16 protein-coding genes are annotated in these 20,622 nt (G+C 48.7%); 13 read left to right on the plus strand and 3 right to left on the minus strand.

Features of this window, described 5'->3' with window-relative positions:
- Positions 1 to 4 precede the first annotated feature (4 nt).
- From AB1I50_RS08765 to AB1I50_RS08785, 5 genes are all read left to right on the plus strand, one after another.
- Positions 5 to 1,429 carry an MBOAT family O-acyltransferase gene (locus tag AB1I50_RS08765; protein ID WP_407723667.1) on the plus strand — a complete coding sequence of 475 codons (1,425 nt, stop codon included), beginning with the start codon at positions 5 to 7 and terminating at the stop codon, positions 1,427 to 1,429.
- 12 nt (positions 1,430 to 1,441) lie between these two features.
- Positions 1,442 to 2,842, plus strand: a complete 1,401-nt coding sequence (locus AB1I50_RS08770; RefSeq protein WP_407723668.1) for an alginate O-acetyltransferase AlgX-related protein — start codon at positions 1,442 to 1,444, stop codon at positions 2,840 to 2,842.
- A 5-nt stretch (positions 2,843 to 2,847) separates the two neighbouring features.
- Positions 2,848 to 3,888, plus strand: coding sequence for a G5 domain-containing protein (locus tag AB1I50_RS08775; protein ID WP_407723669.1), 1,041 nt, complete (start codon positions 2,848 to 2,850; stop codon positions 3,886 to 3,888).
- A gap of 147 nt (positions 3,889 to 4,035) precedes the next feature.
- On the plus strand, positions 4,036 to 4,470 hold the full coding sequence (locus tag AB1I50_RS08780; protein WP_407723670.1) for a nucleoside 2-deoxyribosyltransferase: 435 nt from the start codon (positions 4,036 to 4,038) through the stop codon (positions 4,468 to 4,470).
- A gap of 92 nt (positions 4,471 to 4,562) precedes the next feature.
- Positions 4,563 to 6,056, plus strand: a complete 1,494-nt coding sequence (locus AB1I50_RS08785) for a CotH kinase family protein (RefSeq protein ID WP_407723671.1) — start codon at positions 4,563 to 4,565, stop codon at positions 6,054 to 6,056.
- Positions 6,057 to 6,105: 49 nt separating this feature from the next.
- Here the strand turns inward: AB1I50_RS08785 and AB1I50_RS08790 are convergent, their stop codons facing one another.
- The 3 genes from AB1I50_RS08790 to rlmD all read right to left on the minus strand — a co-directional run bounded on the left by AB1I50_RS08790 (position 6,106) and on the right by rlmD (position 9,117).
- Positions 6,106 to 6,918, minus strand: coding sequence for an amidohydrolase family protein (locus AB1I50_RS08790; RefSeq protein WP_407723672.1), 813 nt, complete (start codon positions 6,916 to 6,918; stop codon positions 6,106 to 6,108).
- Positions 6,919 to 7,016: 98 nt separating this feature from the next.
- A complete protein-coding gene (locus AB1I50_RS08795; RefSeq protein WP_407723673.1) occupies positions 7,017 to 7,871 on the minus strand; it encodes a hypothetical protein in 855 nt (284 codons plus the stop codon).
- 25 nt (positions 7,872 to 7,896) lie between these two features.
- A complete protein-coding gene (gene rlmD, locus AB1I50_RS08800; RefSeq protein ID WP_407723674.1) occupies positions 7,897 to 9,117 on the minus strand; it encodes a 23S rRNA (uracil(1939)-C(5))-methyltransferase RlmD in 1,221 nt (406 codons plus the stop codon).
- Between the two features lie 192 nt (positions 9,118 to 9,309).
- Between rlmD and AB1I50_RS08805 the strand changes: the two genes are divergently transcribed.
- The 8 genes from AB1I50_RS08805 (at position 9,310) to AB1I50_RS08840 (ending at position 20,618) form a co-directional block, all read left to right on the plus strand.
- Positions 9,310 to 11,403, plus strand: a complete 2,094-nt coding sequence (locus tag AB1I50_RS08805; protein WP_407723675.1) for a glutamine synthetase III family protein — start codon at positions 9,310 to 9,312, stop codon at positions 11,401 to 11,403.
- A 189-nt stretch (positions 11,404 to 11,592) separates the two neighbouring features.
- Positions 11,593 to 12,168 carry an ANTAR domain-containing response regulator gene (locus tag AB1I50_RS08810; RefSeq protein ID WP_407723676.1) on the plus strand — a complete coding sequence of 192 codons (576 nt, stop codon included), beginning with the start codon at positions 11,593 to 11,595 and terminating at the stop codon, positions 12,166 to 12,168.
- 52 nt (positions 12,169 to 12,220) lie between these two features.
- The gene (locus AB1I50_RS08815) at positions 12,221 to 13,303 is read left to right on the plus strand and encodes a carbamoyl phosphate synthase small subunit (protein ID WP_407723677.1); all 1,083 of its coding nucleotides are present in this window, start codon (positions 12,221 to 12,223) and stop codon (positions 13,301 to 13,303) included.
- Between the two features lie 43 nt (positions 13,304 to 13,346).
- Positions 13,347 to 17,402, plus strand: coding sequence for a carbamoyl-phosphate synthase large subunit (gene carB, locus AB1I50_RS08820; protein ID WP_407723678.1), 4,056 nt, complete (start codon positions 13,347 to 13,349; stop codon positions 17,400 to 17,402).
- 493 nt (positions 17,403 to 17,895) lie between these two features.
- Positions 17,896 to 18,243 carry a hypothetical protein gene (locus tag AB1I50_RS08825; protein WP_407723679.1) on the plus strand — a complete coding sequence of 116 codons (348 nt, stop codon included), beginning with the start codon at positions 17,896 to 17,898 and terminating at the stop codon, positions 18,241 to 18,243.
- A gap of 68 nt (positions 18,244 to 18,311) precedes the next feature.
- On the plus strand, positions 18,312 to 19,118 hold the full coding sequence (locus AB1I50_RS08830) for a prolipoprotein diacylglyceryl transferase (protein WP_407723680.1): 807 nt from the start codon (positions 18,312 to 18,314) through the stop codon (positions 19,116 to 19,118).
- An 81-nt stretch (positions 19,119 to 19,199) separates the two neighbouring features.
- Positions 19,200 to 19,742, plus strand: a complete 543-nt coding sequence (locus AB1I50_RS08835; RefSeq protein WP_407723681.1) for a DUF6106 family protein — start codon at positions 19,200 to 19,202, stop codon at positions 19,740 to 19,742.
- Positions 19,743 to 19,745: 3 nt separating this feature from the next.
- Positions 19,746 to 20,618: an NAD(P)H-hydrate dehydratase gene (locus tag AB1I50_RS08840; protein ID WP_407723682.1), complete on the plus strand. Its 873-nt coding sequence runs from the start codon at positions 19,746 to 19,748 to the stop codon at positions 20,616 to 20,618.
- The last annotated feature ends 4 nt before the right edge of the window (positions 20,619 to 20,622 follow it).

The raw sequence follows: 20,622 nt of genomic DNA on the forward strand, positions 1-20,622 counted from the left end.
CACTATGGTTTTTAGTTCATTAGAATTTTTATGTATATTCCTTCCGGCGGTATTTTTGCTCTACACGGTTATCCCGGTTCACAAGGTCAGAAACGGACTTTTAATCGCGTTCAGCTTGGTGTTTTACGCCTACGGCGAGCCTGTTTACGTCCTCTTGATGATTTTAAGCTCGCTTGTAAATTACCTCTGCGCGCTTTGGATAGGGAAGTCTGAAAAGCAAAAAAAGCTGCCGCTAATTATCGCGATTGTGTTCAACCTCGGAACGCTCGTGCTGTTTAAGTACACGGGAATGTTCGTCACCGCTTTTAACTCGGTGACGCATCTTTCCGTCCCTGTTCCCGAGATTGTACTGCCAATCGGCATTTCATTTTACACTTTTCAGGCGCTGTCGTACGTTATCGACGTGTACCGCGGAGAGGTCGGCGTTCAGAAGAATTATTTTAAGGTTCTCCTTTATATTTCATTCTTCCCTCAGCTTATCGCCGGCCCGATTGTAAAGTACCGCGATATCGCTGAGCAGATTGACAACCGCTCGCAGAGCTTGGAGCAAATCGCTCAGGGCTTAAGGCGGTTTGTCTGCGGACTTGCCAAAAAGGTGCTGATTGCGAACACCATGGGACAGGTGGCGGATATTATCTTTGCGCAGAGCACCTCCGAGCTCGGCTTTTTGTCGGCATGGCTTGGCGCGGCGGCATACCTGTTCCAAATTTACTACGACTTTTGCGGCTACTCCGATATGGCAATCGGCTTGGGCAAGATGTTCGGGTTTACGTTTAAGGAGAACTTCCGCTACCCATACGGCGCGCGCAGCGTTCAGGACTTTTGGCGGAGATGGCACATCTCGCTTTCAACATGGTTCAAGGAGTATCTCTACATTCCCCTCGGCGGAAACCGCAAGGGCAAGGCGCGAACCGCGCTCAACCGCATAATAGTATTTTTCTTCACGGGACTTTGGCACGGCGCAAACTGGACGTTTGTGCTGTGGGGACTGTGGCACGGACTGTTCTTACTGCTTGAAGAATACCTGCCCTTCCTCAAAAAGCTCCCGAAGGTGCTCGGGCACATTTACACAATGCTTGTAGTGCTCCTCGGCTTTGTCGTGTTCAGAGCCGACACGATCGGTTACGGCTTCGGCTACATCGGCAGAATGTTCAGCTTCGGCAGTCCCGGCAGCTATGATATGAGCCTTGCGCTCAGGCAGCTCACGCCGTGGTTTATCTTTATCTTTGTCATCGCCGTTATCGGCTGCGCGCCTATCAGACCGCTCTCGGACAAAATCCGTCAAAAGCTTTACGCTGACGGCAGCGCTTCGACCGCTTGGCGGATTGTCAGCGTTGCGCTGTACTGCCTGGCTTTTGCAGGGCTGTTCTTCTGCATACTCAGGCTCTCTCCGAGCGGCTACAATCCGTTTATTTACTTTAGATTTTAGAGGAGGCGGAAAATGAAAAAGATACTTGCGGCAGTTTTCATCACCGCGTGTTTCGCGCTGTGTCTGCTGCCTTCTCTCGGAATGATTTTTGCGCCTTCGACCGAGCCGATAGGCAACGAGAGGGAGACACAACTTCCAAAGCTTACCGACAGCGACGGCAAGCTCAACACCTCGTACCCTGCTCAGCTCGGTGATTATTTCGGCACGCATTTTGCGTTCAGACCGCTGGCGATTACCGCCGACGCGAAAATTCAGGCTTCGCTGTTTATGACCTCGAATAATGAGAGCGTTGTCACAGGCACGGACGGCTGGCTTTTCTACAGCTCAACGCTCGACAATTACCTCGGCGAAAATGTATTTTCGGACAGAAAAGCCAAGGCGCTTGTACATAATCTTGAGCTGATTCAGGATTTTTCAAGGTCGAACGGAGCAGATTTTATATTCACTGTCGCGCCGAACAAAAACTCGCTTTACCCTGAGCATATGCCGTATTATTACGGTCAAAAGGTCAGCGATAAATCAAACCGTGAAATGGTGGGCAACGCGCTTAAGGACAGCGGCGTAAATTACTGCAATTTGTATCCGCTGTTTGAAGATAACAGTGAGGAGCTCTACCTCGCGCGCGACTCCCACTGGAACAACAAGGGCGCTTTGACGGCTTATAACGCGATACTCACGCAGCTCGGCAAGGCGCACGACGACTACAGCACCGCGCAGAGCACAAGGAAAAAGGACTTCAGCGGCGACCTCGGCAAGATGATTTTTCCCTCGGGCTTTGAGCCTGAATTCAATACCTACTACGGCGCTGAGGACAGGTATAGTTACGTCACCGAGACAAAATCCGTCGAGGAAGCTTCAATAAAAACCGAGAGTACGGACGGCACGGGCTCGCTTTATATGTACCGCGATTCGTTCGGAAATTCGCTGTTGCCTTACTTCGCTTCCGCGTACAAAACGGCGGCGTTTACCAAGAGCTTCCCAATGCTGCTCGAGCAGGATTTTAATGAGGCGAAGCCCGACACCTTCGTTATGGAGCTTGTAGAGAGAAACCTCGATTGGCTCGTGACAAGACCGCCGATTTTCACAGCTCCCGAGGTCACATTATTTAAGACAGACGGAAAGCTCGGCGGCAGCGTTAAAACCGAAATTGCCGAATGTGAGTTTTCACCTTTATACACGGAAATCTCGGGAGAGGTAGATTGTGAAAGCCTGCATGACGACGCCGTGTTCTATGTTTCTTTGACGGACGGTAACGGCAAAACCGCAGTGTATGAAGCTTTCGGTATTTGCACTTACGAAAACGAAAACGGCTTTAAGCTTTATTTGCCGTCGGAGATATTACCTGCCGGCACAAATGCGGATGTTAAAATCATCGCGAAAAACGGCGATGGATTTTATGAAATAGGAGGATAATGAGTATGAAAAAAATTGCAAAAATCGCAACCTGCCTTGTGCTGATTTGCTGCTTTGCGCTCTCTTTTGCGGCGTGCTCGGCAAAGGCTGTAACCGTCACGATTAACGACAGCGGCACAAAAACCGAGGTCGAGGCGACAACGGGAATGACAGTCAGCGAAGCCGTTGAAAAGGGCGGACTTTCGCTTGGCGAAAAGGACGAGACCACTCCCGAAAAGGACGAAAAAATCACCGAGGACACAACCGAAATCACAATCAAGCGCTACGCGAAGGTTACGGTTGTTAAGGGAACTGAGAAAAAGGAAGTTGAGCTCGTCGGCGGAACCGTTGAGGAGGCAATTAAAAAGGCAGGCTTTACCCTCGACAAAAACGACGCGGTTGACGCGGACAAAAGCGCATACCTAAAGGACGGTATGACAATCAAAATCACAGCCGCGCTTAAGGTCACTTTGACCGTTGACGGTAAGACCACCGAGGTAAGCACCTCGGCAAAGGACGTTAAGAGCTTCCTTGCCGAGCAAAAGGTTAAGCTCGGCAAGAACGACACCGTAAGCGAAAAATTGGAAACTCCGCTTAAAAACGGAATGAAAATTGTCGTTAAGCGCGTTGAGTTTAAGGAAGAAAAAAAGACCGAAGCGATAGACTTTGAGAGCAAAAAGGAGTACAGCGACTCATTGAGCGAAGGCGAGAGCAAGGTTACTCAACAGGGCGAAAAGGGCGAAAAAGAGGTCGTTTACACCGTAAAGTATGTTGACGGCAAGGAAGAATCGCGCGAGAAAAAGTCTGAAAAGACTACCAAAAATCCCGTAGATGAAATCACAACCTACGGCACAAAGAGCGACGCTCCACAAGATAACGGCTCAAACGAAGCCGCTCAGTCAAACAACAACTCCGCCGATAATAAGCCTGCCGAAAGCGAGAGCAAGGCGGAGCAGGGCGGAAAAACCGTTGTTTCTAAAACTCCAATTTACGACTGCGACGGCTCAGGCCACGGCTATTACGAGATTAAATATTCCGACGGCAGCGTTGAACGTCAGGATTTTTAAGCTTAATACAGTCCTCAAACATTGATGTGTGTTTTATGAAAAATGCCCTTGACAGCTTGCGCTGTCAGGGGCGTTTTGCAGTATAAAGTTGACTGCGCTTTGATATTAAGCTATAATAATTTGTATTATTTATTCAGGAGAATTGTTATGCCAAAGTTGATTTACCTTGCCTCGCCGTTTTTTAATGAATTCGAGCTTGAATGTGTAAAGCGTGCCGAGAAAATTTTATCAGACAGAGGGTTTGAGCTTTTCAGCCCCAGACTCCACGAGGTGCGCGAGAATAAGGACGAAAACCTTTCTCTCTGGGCTCAAAAGACCTTTGAAATGGACAGGGACAACATCGACCGCGCCGACTATATGGTAATGCTCTACCACGGCGGATACAGCGACAGCGGAACGGCTTGGGAATGCGGCTACGCCTGCGGAAAGGGTATTCCCGTTATCGTGGTGCATATAGACGAAGCCGCCGATTCAAACATTATGATAAGCGAAAGCTGTAATGCGAACATCAGCCTTGATGAGCTTAAAAGCTATGATTTTGAAGCCTTGCCGAAAACGGCATATAAAGGAAAATTGTTTTAACATTTTTTTATTGACTTTTTTTCTTTATCACTTATAATATAAGGGCGAAAAGTTTTATAATATTGCTGTAAAACGGCATAGGAGGAAACGCTTTGAAAATAAAAATATTAAAAAGAGCCTCGGCGGTAATGCTCTGCCTAACGCTCGCGGTAAGCGCGCTTTGCTTTGCACCGTCGGTATCTGCCGCTCAGGTTTATGACGGCGAGCACCTTGACGTTCCGCAAATCAGGGTTGTCACCGAAAACGGCAACGGCACAACGCTTCAAAAAGATGACGACTACGTTAACGCTCAGATTACGATTAAGGACACCGACGGTACTGAGCTCAGCGACGCCGTTCAGTTTAAGGTGAGGGGCAACACAACCGCCCTGAGCTGGGTGACGAAAAAAGCATTTACATTTAAGTTTGCCAAGAAAAAGAACGTGCTCGGAATGGGCAGCGGCAAAAAGTGGTTTTTGCTTGCAAACGCCTTTGACCCCACGCTTTTGCGCAACTACACCGCCTTTGAGCTCGCGCGCGAGCTCGGACTTGAATACACCTCAAATCAGAAGATTTGCGAGCTATGGGTTGACGGCAGCTTCCGCGGCTGCTACACCCTGTACGAGCCTGTTCAGGAGGGCAAGGACAGGGTTAATATCGACATCGAGTCGAACGACGGCAAAAAGGACTTTTTGCTCGAGTTCGAGGCTGTGACCGAGGAGGACGACAAGACTTATCTTGTTGCCGATAAGCGTTTCAGGTTCGCCTTCAAGGATCCGGAAGAGCCGACCGAGGAACAGCAGGCTTATGTTCAGGAGATTATGGACGACATCGTTGCCGCAATCAAAACCGGCGATAAGGCGCAGATTGAGCAGAAAATCGACTTGCCGTCGTTCGCAAAGTATTACCTGCTCAACGAGTATTTAAAGACCTTTGATTTTGAGCGAACCTCGGTTTATTTTTACTACAAGGACGGCAAGCTCTACGCAGGTCCTGCGTGGGACTATGACCTATGCGCAGGCAACGCCTATCCCGATTTTTCAGCCCGTGCGAAGAACGCCGCGGACTATAACGGAATTTTTGCGGACAAAAACCTCTACATTTACCTCGCGAAGTACGGTTGGTTCAACGAGATGGTGTCCGAGGTTTACCGCGACCACTATGAGTTTATCGAAAACATCTCCGCCGACGGCGGCTTCCTCGACACCACCTACGCTCAGTACAAAGATGTTTTTGAGCGCAACTACAAGGAAGCAGGCTGGAATATCTCCAAGTGGTGGCTCAACAACTACAAAAAGCCCCTGCCGACCTACGTCGCAAATTACGACTACCTCAAAGACTGGCTTGACGTTCGCAACGACTGGATGACGGTTCATTTTAATCCCTTCGGTGAGGATTATAAAATCGGAGACGTCAACGGCGACAAGTCGATTGATGTTTTTGACGCGACGCTGGTTCAAAAATATATCGTGGAAAATGCCGAGCTCACAGGCGAGCAGAAGATAATCGCTGACGTTAACAACGACAACACGGTTGACGCGCTCGACGCGACGGAAATCCAAAAATACTCGTCTGATATGCTTAGCAAATTCAAAAGGGTTATATAAACAATAAGCTCTCCCAAACTGCTTTGATTTGGGAGAGCTTTTATGCTTTTTACATTTTTATTCCGAATAATTTTTGGGCGTTGCGGTACATCAAATCGTCGTATTCATCGGGCGTTATCATATCCCTGAGCTCGTTAAAATACTCCTGATAAATCGAGCGGTCGCCCGTCTTGTTCGTAAGCAAAGTGTCCTTGCCGTCAATCGGGTTGTCTGTGCCGAAGAGCATTTTTTTACTGCCGTAGCGGCGTATCGCCTCAACCGTGGTCTTGATGGGTACCCACGTTGTGTCGCCGTAGAGGTTCGGCAACATTCCGAGGTATTCAAGCGCGTCGCGGTTGTCCGTGCCCAAGTCCATATGAACCATCACAAAGTTTATATCGGGATGTTTTTCGGCGGCGCGGTAAAGGTGCTCGGACATCGCAAGCTCACATCCGCCGGTGTGCGACACAACCGGAAGATTAAACTCCTCGGCAAGCTCGTAAAACGGCTCCGCGTTGTCGCTGTCGGGGCTTGTCAGAGAGTGGAAGGGATGAAACTTTAAGCCGTAAATAATATCGCGGTTGTCCTTTATAAGCTGCCTGAATTCATTGTCGGGACTTTCGCTGTGGAGCTTGCACCAAACCAAAACGCCGAGCTTGTCGGGGGCCTTGCGCGCCTCGGCAATCGAATTTTTCAGCAGCTTGTTCTGCTTCTTCGTCAAAAAGAACGGAACCTTAATTCCGCTGTGGCTGAACTCCGCGCCCTCGATGTTGCTGAACAGCGAAAAATCAACGTCGTACTTCTCCATCGAGTAAAGCAGCTCCTCGGTTTTCATATTGAATTTCAAAATTTTCCCGATATGCGCGTGAGAATCTATAATCATAATTTTTCTCCGTTCTGTTTTGTAATCAGCGCAACACACTCAATGTGGCTTGAGACAATGGCTTGAATGTCAATGCTCCGACTAAACTTGTCGTGTTTTCAGGGCTCTGACAAAACAAGTCTATCCCTAAATTTTACGGAACCAATCAATATCCCATGATCCGGTTCACAATCAGGAATTATCAAACTCTGCTGCCCATAATAAGGCTCATTAAGTTTATAATTACATTGTTTGATAAAACTCCATTCATATAGTTTTACTGTTGCATCAAGCTCTTTCGAACAAATCAGATGATCATTTTTAATATATCCATCAAACTTCCCATTAGACAAAGATACTCCCCAAGAGCAATTTGACGGTGTCTCTCGTTTAAATGAATCACCTAACAGATTATCTAAAACCTTTAAGTTCCATTCATTTTCATATGTATTCTCCCTCAAGTTATTAAAATCACCAACTATAATGCTAATACCACCAGTCGCTTTTAGCCATTCCATAACCTTGTCCATTTCAAGTTTTCGCTTTTTATAGTCGCTTTTTAAATCTTTAATTCTAATTCCCCATATGTGTATGTCCTTTTCATTTACACAAATATCTACTCTCATATTCTCTGGGATATCATCAAAACGATCAGTTATACTAGAATTCGGGTACGCATCGACTGCTGAAGTAGATTTAACTTCAATTTGTTCGCCGCGTATTGCAATAAGAATATCATTTGACCAAGGACATTCATATTTCGTTGAATAATAGCTAAACCCTTTGGCTTTCAATTTACTATAAATATCCGAGATATTTCGTGCATGTGAGTTAAACTCTGTAAAAACTACAATATTCATATCATTTGGAACTTCGTCAATAATCCAATCAGGAATTGGATTATCTGCACTTCTTCCGTTCGAATACTGTCGCCCCTTTTGATGAATATTCCACTCCATAATATTAAGTTCCATATAATCCTCCATATTAATAATAATTCTATTGCCTCGACCCGACTCGAGACATCAAGACTACTGATTCCACATGATTTGTGTGGGGGAACATATCCACCGGCTGGATTTTTCTCGCTCTGTACCTGCTCTTTTGCTCGAGATAACGCAAATCACGCGCCAATGTCTCGGGGTTGCAGGAGACGTAAACCACGGTTTTCGGAGACATCTTTATCAGCGAATCGAGGAAAACCTCGCTGCTGCCTGCCCTCGGCGGATCCATAAACACAACGTCGGGCTTTTCGTCTTCCTGTGCGGCGGCGCGCATAAAATCGCCGGCGTCGCCCTTATAGAACCTGATATTTTTAAGTCCGTTCGCCTTGGCGTTGACAATCGCGTCGCGGACGGCGTCGCCGTTTAATTCAACGCCGATAACCTTGCCTGCGCCGTTTTTGGCGGCGATAATTCCGATTGTGCCGATTCCGCAGTAGGTATCGAGCACGGTTTCGTCGCCCTTCAAATCCGCGTATTTAATGGCGGTGGAGTACAAAACCTCGGTCTGGACAGGGTTGATTTGGTAAAAGCTTTTCGGCGAAATCCTGAAACGGCAGCCGCAGAGAATATCCTCGATATATCCCTTGCCGTAGAGCACGTTTTCACGGTCTCCGAGCACAAGGTTTGTCTGATAGGGATTGATGTTCTGCACGATTGTGGTAATCTCGGGGAATTTCTCGCGGATAGCCTTAACAAAGTTGTTCTTCGAGGGGAACATCGGCTTGCCGGTGACGAGCACGAGCATAACCTGATTGGTCGCAAAGCCGCGCTTTACGAGAATATGCCGCAAAAATCCGCGCCTTGTGTCCTCGTTGTAGGTCGTCATTTTGAAGGACGGCATCAGCTTTCGCACGCCGACGATAATTTTGTCGGCAAGCTCGTCCTCAATCTGGCAGCTGTCAATTCCGACGACGTTGTGACTGCCCGACTGGTAAACGCCCGAGATTATCTTTCCGTTGCGGCTTGTGTAAAACGCCGCCTGAACCTTGTTGCGGTAGTGGTAGGGGTTGTCCATACCGATAATCGGCAGGATTTTGCCGAAGCGCTTCAGGTAACGCTCAGCCTTGTTCTGCTTATATTTAAGCTGCTCGGGGTAGCTCATATTTTGAAGCTGACATCCGCCGCACTTTTTGTAAACGGGGCAGATATTTTTGTTTGTGATAACCGCCTTGCTCATAATCTTTCCTCCTGAGATTGTACAAATATATTCTATCATTACGCGGAGAATAAATCAATAAAAATGTTTTTCCGCAAATTACCTAAAAATCACGCGGCAAAACACCTAAAGACCGTTCAAAAAAATCTTGACAAAATCATAAAAAGAGAATATACTGACAATAACAGCAAAGGCGCTGTAAGCATAGGCTTACAGTGCCTCTATTTTAAATTAGCAGACAGGAGAGTTGTTATGTCTAAGGTTCCCGAGATGTTCGGCTGCAAGGTTTTTAACGACCAGAAAATGCAGGAAAGACTTCCCAAATCAACTTACAAGGCGCTTAAAAAGACAATTCAGGACGGCGAGCCGCTCGATTTGAGCGTGGCTAACGTTGTTGCCGCCGCGATGAAGGACTGGGCTATCGAGCTTGGCTGTACCCACTACACCCACTGGTTCCAGCCGATGACCGGCGTTACCGCCGAAAAGCACGACAGCTTTATCACCCCCAACGGCGACGGTCAGGTAATTATGGAATTTTCGGGCAAGGAGCTCATCAAGGGCGAACCCGACGCTTCGTCGTTCCCCAGCGGCGGAATCCGCGCGACCTTTGAGGCAAGGGGCTACACAACCTGGGACCCGACGTCTCCTGCTTTTGTAAAGGACGGCTCGCTGTACATTCCCACAGCGTTCTGCTCATACACAGGCGAGGTTCTCGACAAGAAAACTCCGCTTCTCCGCTCAATGGAAAGGCTCAGCACAGAGGCGGTTAAGCTTCTTCACCTTCTCGGCAAGACCGACGTTACAAGGGTAATCACTACCGTAGGTCCCGAGCAGGAGTATTTTCTTATCGACCGCGAGCTGTACAATCAGCGCGAGGACTTAAAGCTCACAGGCAGAACCCTTTTCGGCGCGAAAGCCCCCAAGGGACAGGAGCTTGACGACCACTACTTCGGCGCTATCAAAACAAGGGTAGCGGCGTTTATGAAGGACCTCGACGAGGAGCTCTGGAGCCTCGGCGTGCTCGCAAAGACAAAGCACAACGAGGTTGCCCCCTCACAGCACGAGCTCGCTCCTATTTACACCACCTCAAATATCGCGAACGACCACAACGAGCTGACAATGGAGATTATGAAAAAGACCGCCGAAAAGCACGGCCTTGTCTGCCTTCTCCACGAAAAGCCCTTTGCCGGAGTTAACGGCTCGGGCAAGCACAACAACTGGTCAATCTCGACAAATACAGGCGAAAACCTGCTTTCTCCCGGCAAGCATCCCGAGGATAATATTCAGTTCCAGCTTTTCCTCGCGGCTGTAGTTAAGGCTGTCGATGAGTATCAGGATTTGCTCAGAATTACCGTAGCTTCCGCAGGCAACGACCACCGTCTCGGCGCTAACGAAGCACCGCCTGCGATTATTTCAATGTACCTCGGTGACGACCTCGGCGCAATGGTTGACGCTATGATTGAGGGCGGAGAGTACGTAAGTCAGGGCAAGGAGAGGGTGCAGACCGGCGTTGACGTTCTCGCTGACTTCAAAAAGGATACCTCAGACCGCAACCGCACCTCGCCGTTTGCGTTCACAGGCAATAAATTTGAGTTCCGTGCCCTCGGCTCGGCGCTCAATATCGGCTGTCCCAACTATATGCTCAACACAATGGTTGCCGAGGAGCTCTCGCAGTTTTACAAGGAGCTCTGCACAGCCGCTGACGTTGAGGCAGGCGTAAGGAAGCTCGTAAAGAGGGTATTTACCGAGCACAGAAGAATTATCTTCAACGGCGACAACTATGCCGACGAATGGGTAGGCGAGGCAGAGAGAAGAGGACTTCTCAACCTCAAATCGCTCCCCGAGGCGTTCGCTCACTTTATGGACAAAAAGAACATCGACCTCTTTGTCAAGAACAACATCTGCACCGAGGCCGAGTTCAGGGCAAGATATGAAATTGAGCTCGAAAGCTACTCAAAGCAGATTAACATTGAAGCTCTTACCATGATTGATATGGCGAGAAAGAACATCACACCTGCGGTTAGCGAATTTGTACGCGAGCTCACCGAGACCGCCCTTGCCAAAAAAGCGCTGTCCGAAGCTATCCCAACAAGCGTTGAGGAGGAGCTTATCACAAGCCTTTCCAACAAGCTCGTTTGCTTTGTTAAAAAGACCGCAGAGCTTGAGGAAGCTGTTATGGGCGCAGGCGAGTACAAGGACGACGGCTTGGCTTACGCCACCTATTTCCGCGAGAGCGTATTCTCAAAAATGCAGGAGCTCAGAGCTGTGGGCGACAGCATGGAGACCGAGACCGCCGCGGATTACTGGCCCTATCCCTCATACTACGACCTCTTGTTCGGCGTATAAGATGTATAATTTTAAAGAGCTGCCTAATGGCGGCTCTTTTTGCGAGGGATAATTTAAACAAAAACCTCAACTCAAACGAACGGATTTAGTAAAGCTCTAAAAATATTGCTTTAATTCCATAAAGTAAATTATAAAACCTTCAAATCTTGTAAAATAATATGTTGAAGACAGATGTGCGGTGGTGAGAGAGTGAAAAGTGCGTTACTGATAACCGGTTCAAACCAAAGCGCACAGCCGCTTGCCCAGCTTCTCAGGAACGAAGGCTATGTAAAAATCACCACGTCGTTTTCGGCTTACGGCGCGAGGGAAGAGGCCTCGCAGTGCGAAAAGGAGTTTGATTTAATCTGTATCAACGCTCCGCTTCCCGACGAAAACGGAATTGAGCTGTCAAGTCAGCTTGCCGCGTCGTCGCGTTCGAGCGTCGTGATAATCGTTCCGCAAAAAAGTGCCGACGAGGTAAACGATTTGCTCACAAAGCACGGCGTGCTCGTAATCGCAAAGCCGATAAACAAGCATTTGTTTCACCATTATTTGCAGTTTACGGACTGCTTCCGCACGCGAATTCTCAGCGTAGAACGCGAAAACGAGCGGTTAAAAAGCATGGTTGAGGATATCAAAATAATCGACCGCGCAAAGCTGCTGCTCGTCACCTGCCTTAATATGAGCGAGAGCCAGGCGCATAAGTACCTCGAAAAACAGGCTATGGATATGCGCACAAGCAAGCTCGCTGTCGCAAAGCAGGTAATATCAACGTACGAAAATTAAATTTTTAATCCAATTTCAATTCTCCATTATATAAAAACGAAAGGATGATAATATGAGTCGAGCTGCGTACTTGGTTCTTGAAAACGGAACTGTTTTTGAGGGCGAGTCATTTGGCGCTGAAAAGGAAACGGTAGGAGAGCTTGTTTTTACAACAGCTATGACAGGCTATCTTGAAACAATCACCGACCCCAGCTACTACGGTCAGGTGATTATTCAGACATTTCCGCTTATCGGCAACTACGGGGTAATTCCCTCTGATTTTGAGAGCGATTCTCCCGCTTTGAAAGGTTATATCGTAAGAGAATGGTGTCAGGCTCCGTCCAACTTCCGCAGTGAGGGCGATCTTGACACCTTTTTAAAAAAATCCGGTATCCCCGGAGTTTGCGGAATCGACACCAGAGCGCTCACACGTATTGTGCGCGAGTACGGCGTTATGAACTGCAAAATTAAATACACGCAGGGCGTTACAGCCGAGGAGCTCGAGGAGCTTAAAAACTACAAGGTGGTTAAGGCTGTCGAGAGCACAACCCTTGAAAAGCCCGAGCACTATGACGCGGAAAATCCCGAGCTTAAGGTAGTGCTTATGGACTTCGGCGCAAAGCACAACATCGACCGCGAGCTGCTAAAGCGCGGCTGCGATTTGACCGTTGTTCCGGCTCATACCTCAGCCGAGGAAATTTTGGCGATGAACCCCGACGGCGTAATGCTTTCAAACGGTCCGGGAGACCCCGCCGAAAACACCGCGATTATCGCAGAGATTAAAAAGCTCTGCGACAGCAAAATTCCGATGTTCGGTATTTGCCTCGGTCATCAGCTCCTTGCGCTTTCACAAGGCGGCGAGACCGAAAAGCTCAAATACGGCCACCGCGGCGCTAACCAGCCCGTTAAGGAGCTCAAGAGCGGCAGAGTTTACATCACCTCGCAGAACCACGGCTACGCGGTAGTTTCCGACAGCCTTCCCGAAAACGCCGTCCTAAGCTTTACAAACGGCAACGACAACACCTGCGAGGGCGTTGACTACTTGGATATGCCTGCTTTCTCGGTGCAGTTCCACCCCGAGGCTTGCGGCGGACCGCTTGACACGGCGTTTTTGTTCGACCGCTTCATTGATATGATGAAGGAAAACAAAAACTGATTAACCGAAAATAACCGAAATCTTAAAGGTAAGGATTGATAATATGCCACTTAAAAAAGACATAAAAAGAGTTATGGTAATCGGCTCGGGCCCGATTGTTATCGGTCAGGCTGCCGAATTTGACTACGCCGGAACTCAGGCGTGCCGCGCGCTTAAGGAGGAGGGCTTAGAGGTAATCCTCGTCAACTCCAACCCCGCGACAATTATGACAGACAACGCGATGGCGGACAAGGTTTATATTGAGCCGCTCACGCTTACAACTATCAAGAGAATTATCCGCAAGGAGCGTCCCGACAGCCTGCTGTCAACCCTCGGCGGACAGACCGGTCTTACCCTTTCAATGCAGCTTGCAAAGGAGGGCTTTCTCGACAAATACGGCGTTAAGCTTCTCGGCGCAAAGCCCGAGACTATCGACCGGGCAGAGGACAGACAGCTCTTTAAGGACGCTATGCTCGAAATCAACCAGCCGGTTATCCCCTCAACGGTCGTAAACGACGTTGAAGCCGCGGTTAAGTTTGCCGACGAAATCGGCTACCCCGTTATCATCCGCCCGGCGTTTACCCTCGGCGGCACAGGCGGCGGTATCGTTAACAACGAGGAGGAGCTCCGCGAAATCACCTCAAACGGACTTGAGCTTTCACCTATCACCCAGGTGCTTGTAGAAAAGTGTATCTCGGGCTGGAAGGAAATCGAGTTCGAGGTTATGCGCGACAGCGAGGGCAACGTAATCACAATCTGCTCGATGGAAAACTTCGACCCCGTCGGCGTACATACCGGCGACTCAATCGTAATCGCGCCTACCGTTACGCTCTCCGACAAGGAGTATCAAATGCTCCGCTCGGCGGCTCTGAGCATTATCTCTAAGCTGAAGGTAGAGGGCGGCTGTAACTGTCAGTTCGCGCTTGACCCCGAGACCTTCGAGTACGCCGTGATCGAGGTTAACCCGCGTGTATCGCGTTCATCAGCGCTCGCTTCAAAGGCGACAGGCTATCCCATCGCCAAGGTTGCGGCGAAAATCGCAATCGGCTACACCCTCAACGAGATTAAGAACGCCGTAACAGGCACAACCTACGCATGCTTCGAGCCTGCAATCGACTACGTTGTTGTTAAGTTCCCCAAGTGGCCGTTCGACAAGTTCGTTTACGCTAAGCGCACACTCGGAACACAGATGAAGGCTACCGGCGAGGTTATGGCTATCGCGCCGACCTTTGAGCAGGCGATTATGAAGGCTGTCAGAGGCGCAGAAATCTCGCACAACACTCTCGACGACAAGGAGTACGCAAAGCTTTCAAACGCTTCGCTTATTGACCAGCTCAGCGTTTGCGACGACAGACGTATCTTCTGCGTTTATGAGGCGCTTAAGCGCGGCGTAAGCGTTGATAAAATCCACGAAATCACCATGATTGACGAGTGGTTCTTATACAAGCTCCAGAACATCATCGACATGGGCGAGGAGCTAAAGACCAAGGAGCTCACCGACGAGCTCTACGCCAAGGCAAAGAAAATCGGCTACCTCGACAAGACAATTGAGGAGTTCAGCGGACAGACTGTCAAAAATCCGCTCACTCCCGTATATAAAATGGTTGACACCTGCGCGGCTGAGTTCGAGGCTGAAACGCCATACTTCTACTCGACCTTTGACAAGGAGAACGAGGCAGAGGAGTTTATCGAGGAGCGCAAGAGCGGCAAAAAGACCGTTATCGTATTCGGCTCAGGTCCTATCAGAATCGGCCAGGGTATCGAGTTTGACTACGCTTCCGTTCACTGCGTATGGGCGCTGAAAAAGGCAGGCTACGATGTTGTTATCGTCAACAACAACCCCGAGACGGTTTCAACCGACTTTGACACCGCCGACAGGCTTTACTTTGAGCCCCTCACCAACGAGGACGTAATGGGAATTATCAAGACCGAAAATCCCTACGGCGTAGTTGTAGCGTTCGGCGGACAGACCGCGATTAAGCTGACAAAGTTTATGAGCGACAACGGCGTTAACATCCTCGGCACATCCTATGACGCTATCGACATGGCAGAGGACAGAGAGCGCTTTGACGAGCTGCTTGAAAAGTACCACATCAAGCGTCCCAGAGGTGTTACTGTTATGACAACCGAGGAAGCGCTCGACGTTGCGGACAAAATCGGCTATCCGGTTCTTCTCCGTCCGTCCTACGTGCTCGGCGGTCAGAATATGATTATCGCCTTCAACGACGCCGACGTTAAGGAGTATATGGCGATTATCCTCGCGCAGAATATCGAAAACCCGATTCTTATTGACAAATATTTGCAGGGTACCGAGATTGAGGTTGACGCAATCTGCGACGGCGAGGACATCCTCATCCCGGGAATTATGGAGCACGTTGAGCGCGCAGGCGTTCACTCGGGCGACTCAATCGCCGTTTATCCGGCTTGGAATATTTCCGACAAAATGACAGACATCATTGTTGAAAGCTCGCGCAACCTCGCTATTGAGCTTAAGACAAAAGGTCTTGTAAATATCCAGTACCTCATTTATGAGGACGAGCTGTACGTAATCGAGGTAAATCCGCGTTCATCGCGTACAATTCCGTACATCAGCAAGGTAACGGGCGTGCCGATGGTTGACCTGGCAACGCGCGCAATGTTCGGTGAAAAGCTTGCCGATATGGGCTACGGCACAGGTCTTTACCGCAAGAGCCCGTACATCGCCGTTAAGGTTCCGGTATTCAGCTTTGAAAAGCTTATCAACGTTGATAACCACCTCGGCCCTGAGATGAAGTCGACCGGTGAGGTTCTCGGTATCGCAGGCTCGCTCGAGGAAGCGCTTTACAAGGGACTTATCGCCGCAGGCTACAAGATGAAGAAGGACGGCGGCGTGTTCATCACCGTCCGCGATTCCGACAAGGCGGAAATCGGTGAAATCGCCAAGAAGTACGCCGACCTCGGCTTTAAGATTTACGCCACAGAGGGCACAACCAAGGTGCTTACAAAGTACGGTATCGACGCAATCGCCGTTAAGAAGATTCACGAGTCCGAGGCTAACAACACCCTCACCCTGATTGAATCGGGCAAGGTAAATTACGTAATCTCAACCTCGGCAAAGGGCAGAATCCCCTCAAGAGATTCCGTTAAAATCCGCCGTAAAACCGTTGAGCGCAACATTCCGTGCCTTACCTCGCTCGACACCGCAAACGCGCTTGCGGACTGCTTAAAGAGCCGTTTTTCACAGCACAGCACAGAGCTTGTTGATATCAACAATATGAGAGAGACAAAGCAGAAGCTTAAATTTACAAAAATGCAGGGCATCGGCAACGACTACATCTACTTCTCGACCTTTGAGCAGTGGATTAACAACCCCGAGGCTCTGGCGGTTAGACTTTCAGACCGTCATTTCAGCATCGGCGCTGACGGAGTTATTCTTGTAGCTCCCTCAAAGGTTGCCGACGCAAAGATGAAGATGTACAACCGCGACGGTTCCGAGGGAAAGATGTGCGGCAACGGTATCCGCTGCGTAGGTAAGTTCCTCTACGACCACGGTATGATTGACATCAAGGAAAAGGACGAAATCACAATCGAAACCCTCAGCGGTATCAAGTCGCTCAAGGCTTACACCCAGGACGGCGAGGTTACACGCCTCAGAGTTGATATGGGCAAGGCTGTGCTCAATCCCAAGGACATCCCCGTTGCTCTCGACGGCGACAAGGTTGTAAACAGAGCCGTAACAATCGGCGGTAAGGAGTACAACATCACCTGCGTTTCAATGGGTAATCCGCACTGCGTTGTATTTATGGACGGCGATATTGACCACCTCGACCTTGAAAAAATCGGCCCTGAGTTTGAGAACAACAAGCTCTTCCCCGAGAGGGTTAACACCGAGTTTGTAGGCGTGCTCAACGACAAAACACTCAAAATGAGAGTTTGGGAACGCGGCTCGGGCGAAACCTGGGCTTGTGGAACAGGCGCCTGCGCGGTTGCCGTAGCGGCTTGCGAAAACGGCTTCTGCAAGAAGGGCGACGACATCAAGGTTAAGCTCATCGGCGGCGACCTCATCATCAACTACACCGACGAAACCGTCTATATGACCGGTAACGCCGAGAAGGTATTTGAGGGCGAAGTTGAGGTTTAATCATTAGAGTTTAGAGTTTAGAGTTTAATTGTAGGGGCGGACCCATGTGTCCGCCCGATTTATTTTAAATCAACTTTAAAGCCTCCCCCGTTCAAAAATGGGGGAGCTGTCAGCTTTAGCTGACTGAGGGGGCTGCGTGTGAATTAATACGAGCTTTCCGATATAAATATAACGTGTCGCCAACCTATCCATTGAGGTTGTAGGGTACGGTCTTGACCGTACCGCTTCTGATGAAATTATCGGCGGAAAAACAGATTTAATTAACTGATACAATATGGTTAAAATTATGTAACAATTTTAAGGGTCTCAGCTTTTTTCGACTTTTTATTTAAGCGGAATGATAAAATAGTGTACATTTTAGCGTGCTAAATCACTAATATATGTATGATTTACACAAAAAGCTCAATAATTATTGACACGCAAATTTTTTTATTCTATAATATTCGTGTGATGGGATACAATCACAATATTATTTATCAGGAGGATTTTCATTATGGAAAAACAGGGTAATAAGGCTCTCGGCATTGTTGCTATTGTTCTCGGTGCTATTGCTATCGTAACATTCTACATTCCCGTATTTAACATTTTCTCACTTATTTGCGGTATCGTAGGTCTTGTTCTTGCAATTCTTTCTAAGAAGAGCTTCAAAGAGGCAGGTCAGACATCACCTGTTCCCACAGTTGGTCTGGTACTTTCAATCATCGGTCTTGCACTTGCTGCAATCGGTTTCTTCACCTGCACAGTTTGCGGCGCTTGCATGGCAAGCGAAGTTGCTAAGGATCCTAAGCTTGCAAGCCAGCTCAGCAGTGCTCTCAACAGCGCTGCTTCAGCAGCTAAATAAGAGAACTTAAAACAAACAATCTACAGTCAGCCCTATGGCTGGCTGTATTGTTTTAGGAGAGGATTTTTATGTTCCCTTCATTTGAGATTTTCGGATTTACAGTCGGAATGTACGGCGTAATGACGGTACTCGGCGCGGCGTTGTGCGTTGCTGTCGGGCTTAATCTGATAAAAAAATTCAAAATTATGTGGGAAGACTTTGCTCTTGTCATGATTGTCCTCGCGATATCGCTGTTCATTTTTGCGCACATTGTCTACGGCATTACAAATTTGGACAAGCTCGCGATAATATTCACGAATTTGGGTAAGCTGAGCTTTGAACAGCTCATTGCCCTGCTGGGCGAGAGCTTGGGCGGAATGGTCTTTTACGGCGGCTTTATCGGCGGCGTGATAGGAATTTTAATATACTGCCGTTTTATCAATAAAAAGCTCAACAAGGACAATTTTCTTGATATCTACGCGGTTATCACTCCGCTTTTCCACGTGTTCGGCAGAATCGGCTGTTTCCTCGGCGGCTGCTGCTTCGGAGTTGAGTCCGAAATTGGCTTTACCGTCCACGGCAACACGCTGAACCCCTCGATTAACGACGTCAACCGCTTTCCGATTCAGCTTGTCGAGGCAGGAATAAATCTGCTGATTTTCCTGTTCATTCTCTACCTTTTCAAAAAGGACATTATGCGCGATAAGCTGATTTACGTGTATATGCTCATCTATCCCGTTGTGCGCTTCATCGACGAATTTTTCAGGGGCGACACCTACCGCGGATTTTTGTTCGGACTGTCCACATCGCAGTGGATAAGCATAATTCTGTTTGTTTTCGCGGTTATTATGCTCATTGTAAAACGAAACAAGTCTAAATCAAACGCTGCCGCTTAACACGGCGGCGTTTTCTCTTGAAAAAAGCGCAATCTTATGATATTATGGTAAAGAGATTAAAGTAAACAAAGGAGCTTGCATATGGAAGGCTTTAACGAACAGGTTGTTAAAAGAAAGAACGGAACAAAGCAGCTGGTAATCAAAATCATTGCCGTGCTGATTTTAATTTCAGTTCCGTTTATCGCCGCCGCGCTGGCGATTGCCACCAAAATCCAGTACATTATGATTGTCGGCGGATTTGTATTTCTCGGCGGAATTTACGTTGTCTGGTACGTATTCAGCTGTCAAAAGGTCGAGTTTGAGTACTCGGTCGCAGGCAACGACCTCGATATCTCAAAGGTTATCGCGCTTCGCAAAAGGAAAAAGATGTGCCGCGTGCCGATCAACGAGATTACCGAGCTGACAAAGGACGAGGAAAAAATCAACAAAGTAAAGGTTTTTAAGACCTATATGGCGGCTCGTGACGAAAACTCCCACGGCGAAAACTACTACGCGGTGTTCAATGACCCTGCGTACGGAAAGTGCCTGCTGGTTTTCAACCCCAACGAGCAGATTTTGGAGGGTATGAAGCCCAAGCTTGAAAAGAGCCTTATGCTCAAGGTTTTCTACAACAAAACGGTTTAAGCTATGGAGAGAACGGATAAAAACATCGTAAAACGCGCTGTGCCGAACCGCCCCGACAACGCCAACAAGGGCACAATGGGCACTTTGCTTAGCATTTGCGGAAGCTTTGGTATGGCAGGCGCAGCAATCCTCGCAGGAAAATCCGCGCTGCGCTGCGGCGTGGGGCTTGAAAAGCTCGCAATACCAAAGAGCATTTACCCAATAGCCGCAGGGAGTATTTTGGAGAGCGTATTTTTGCCGCTCAGCGAAACCTCGGACGGCAAAATCAGCCGTACTAATATTCCGAGTTTGCTCCTTGAGGCGAAAAAATCCACAGCCGTTTTGCTCGGCTGCGGACTGTCTGTCTGCGACGACACTAAGGCTTTGGTAAAAAGCTTTGTCGAAAACTGCACAGCGCCGATGGTACTCGACGCCGACGCGCTTAACTGTATCGCGGATAACCCCGGAATTCTCAAAAAGCGCAAATCGGATATTATCATAACTCCCCACCCCGGCGAGATGGGCAGACTGTGCGGAATTACCGCAAAAGAGGTAAACGCCGACCGTGTAGACGTTGCTTTGAGTTTTGCGAAAAAATACGGCGTTATCACCGTGCTAAAGGGCTCGGGAACGATTATCGCTTCTCCGAACGGACAGGCGCTGCTCAACACAACCGGCAACAGCGGAATGGCGACAGGCGGCAGCGGAGATGTCCTCGCAGGAATGACGGCAGGCTTGCTCGCTCAGGGCAAAAGCGCCTTTGACTGCGCCGCGGCTGCGGTGTATCTTCACGGCTTGGCAGGCGATTTCGCAGCGGAAAAGCTCGGCAAAATCTCTATGCTGCCAAGCGATATTATTGACTGTATTGCGCAGGCGTTTAAGAGCTCAGGACTATAATATT

Origin of the sequence: Ruminococcus sp. NATIVEDY161 (assembly GCF_045819895.1) — a bacterium.
In the GTDB taxonomy this organism is placed as follows: Bacteria; Bacillota; Clostridia; order Oscillospirales; family Acutalibacteraceae; genus Ruminococcoides.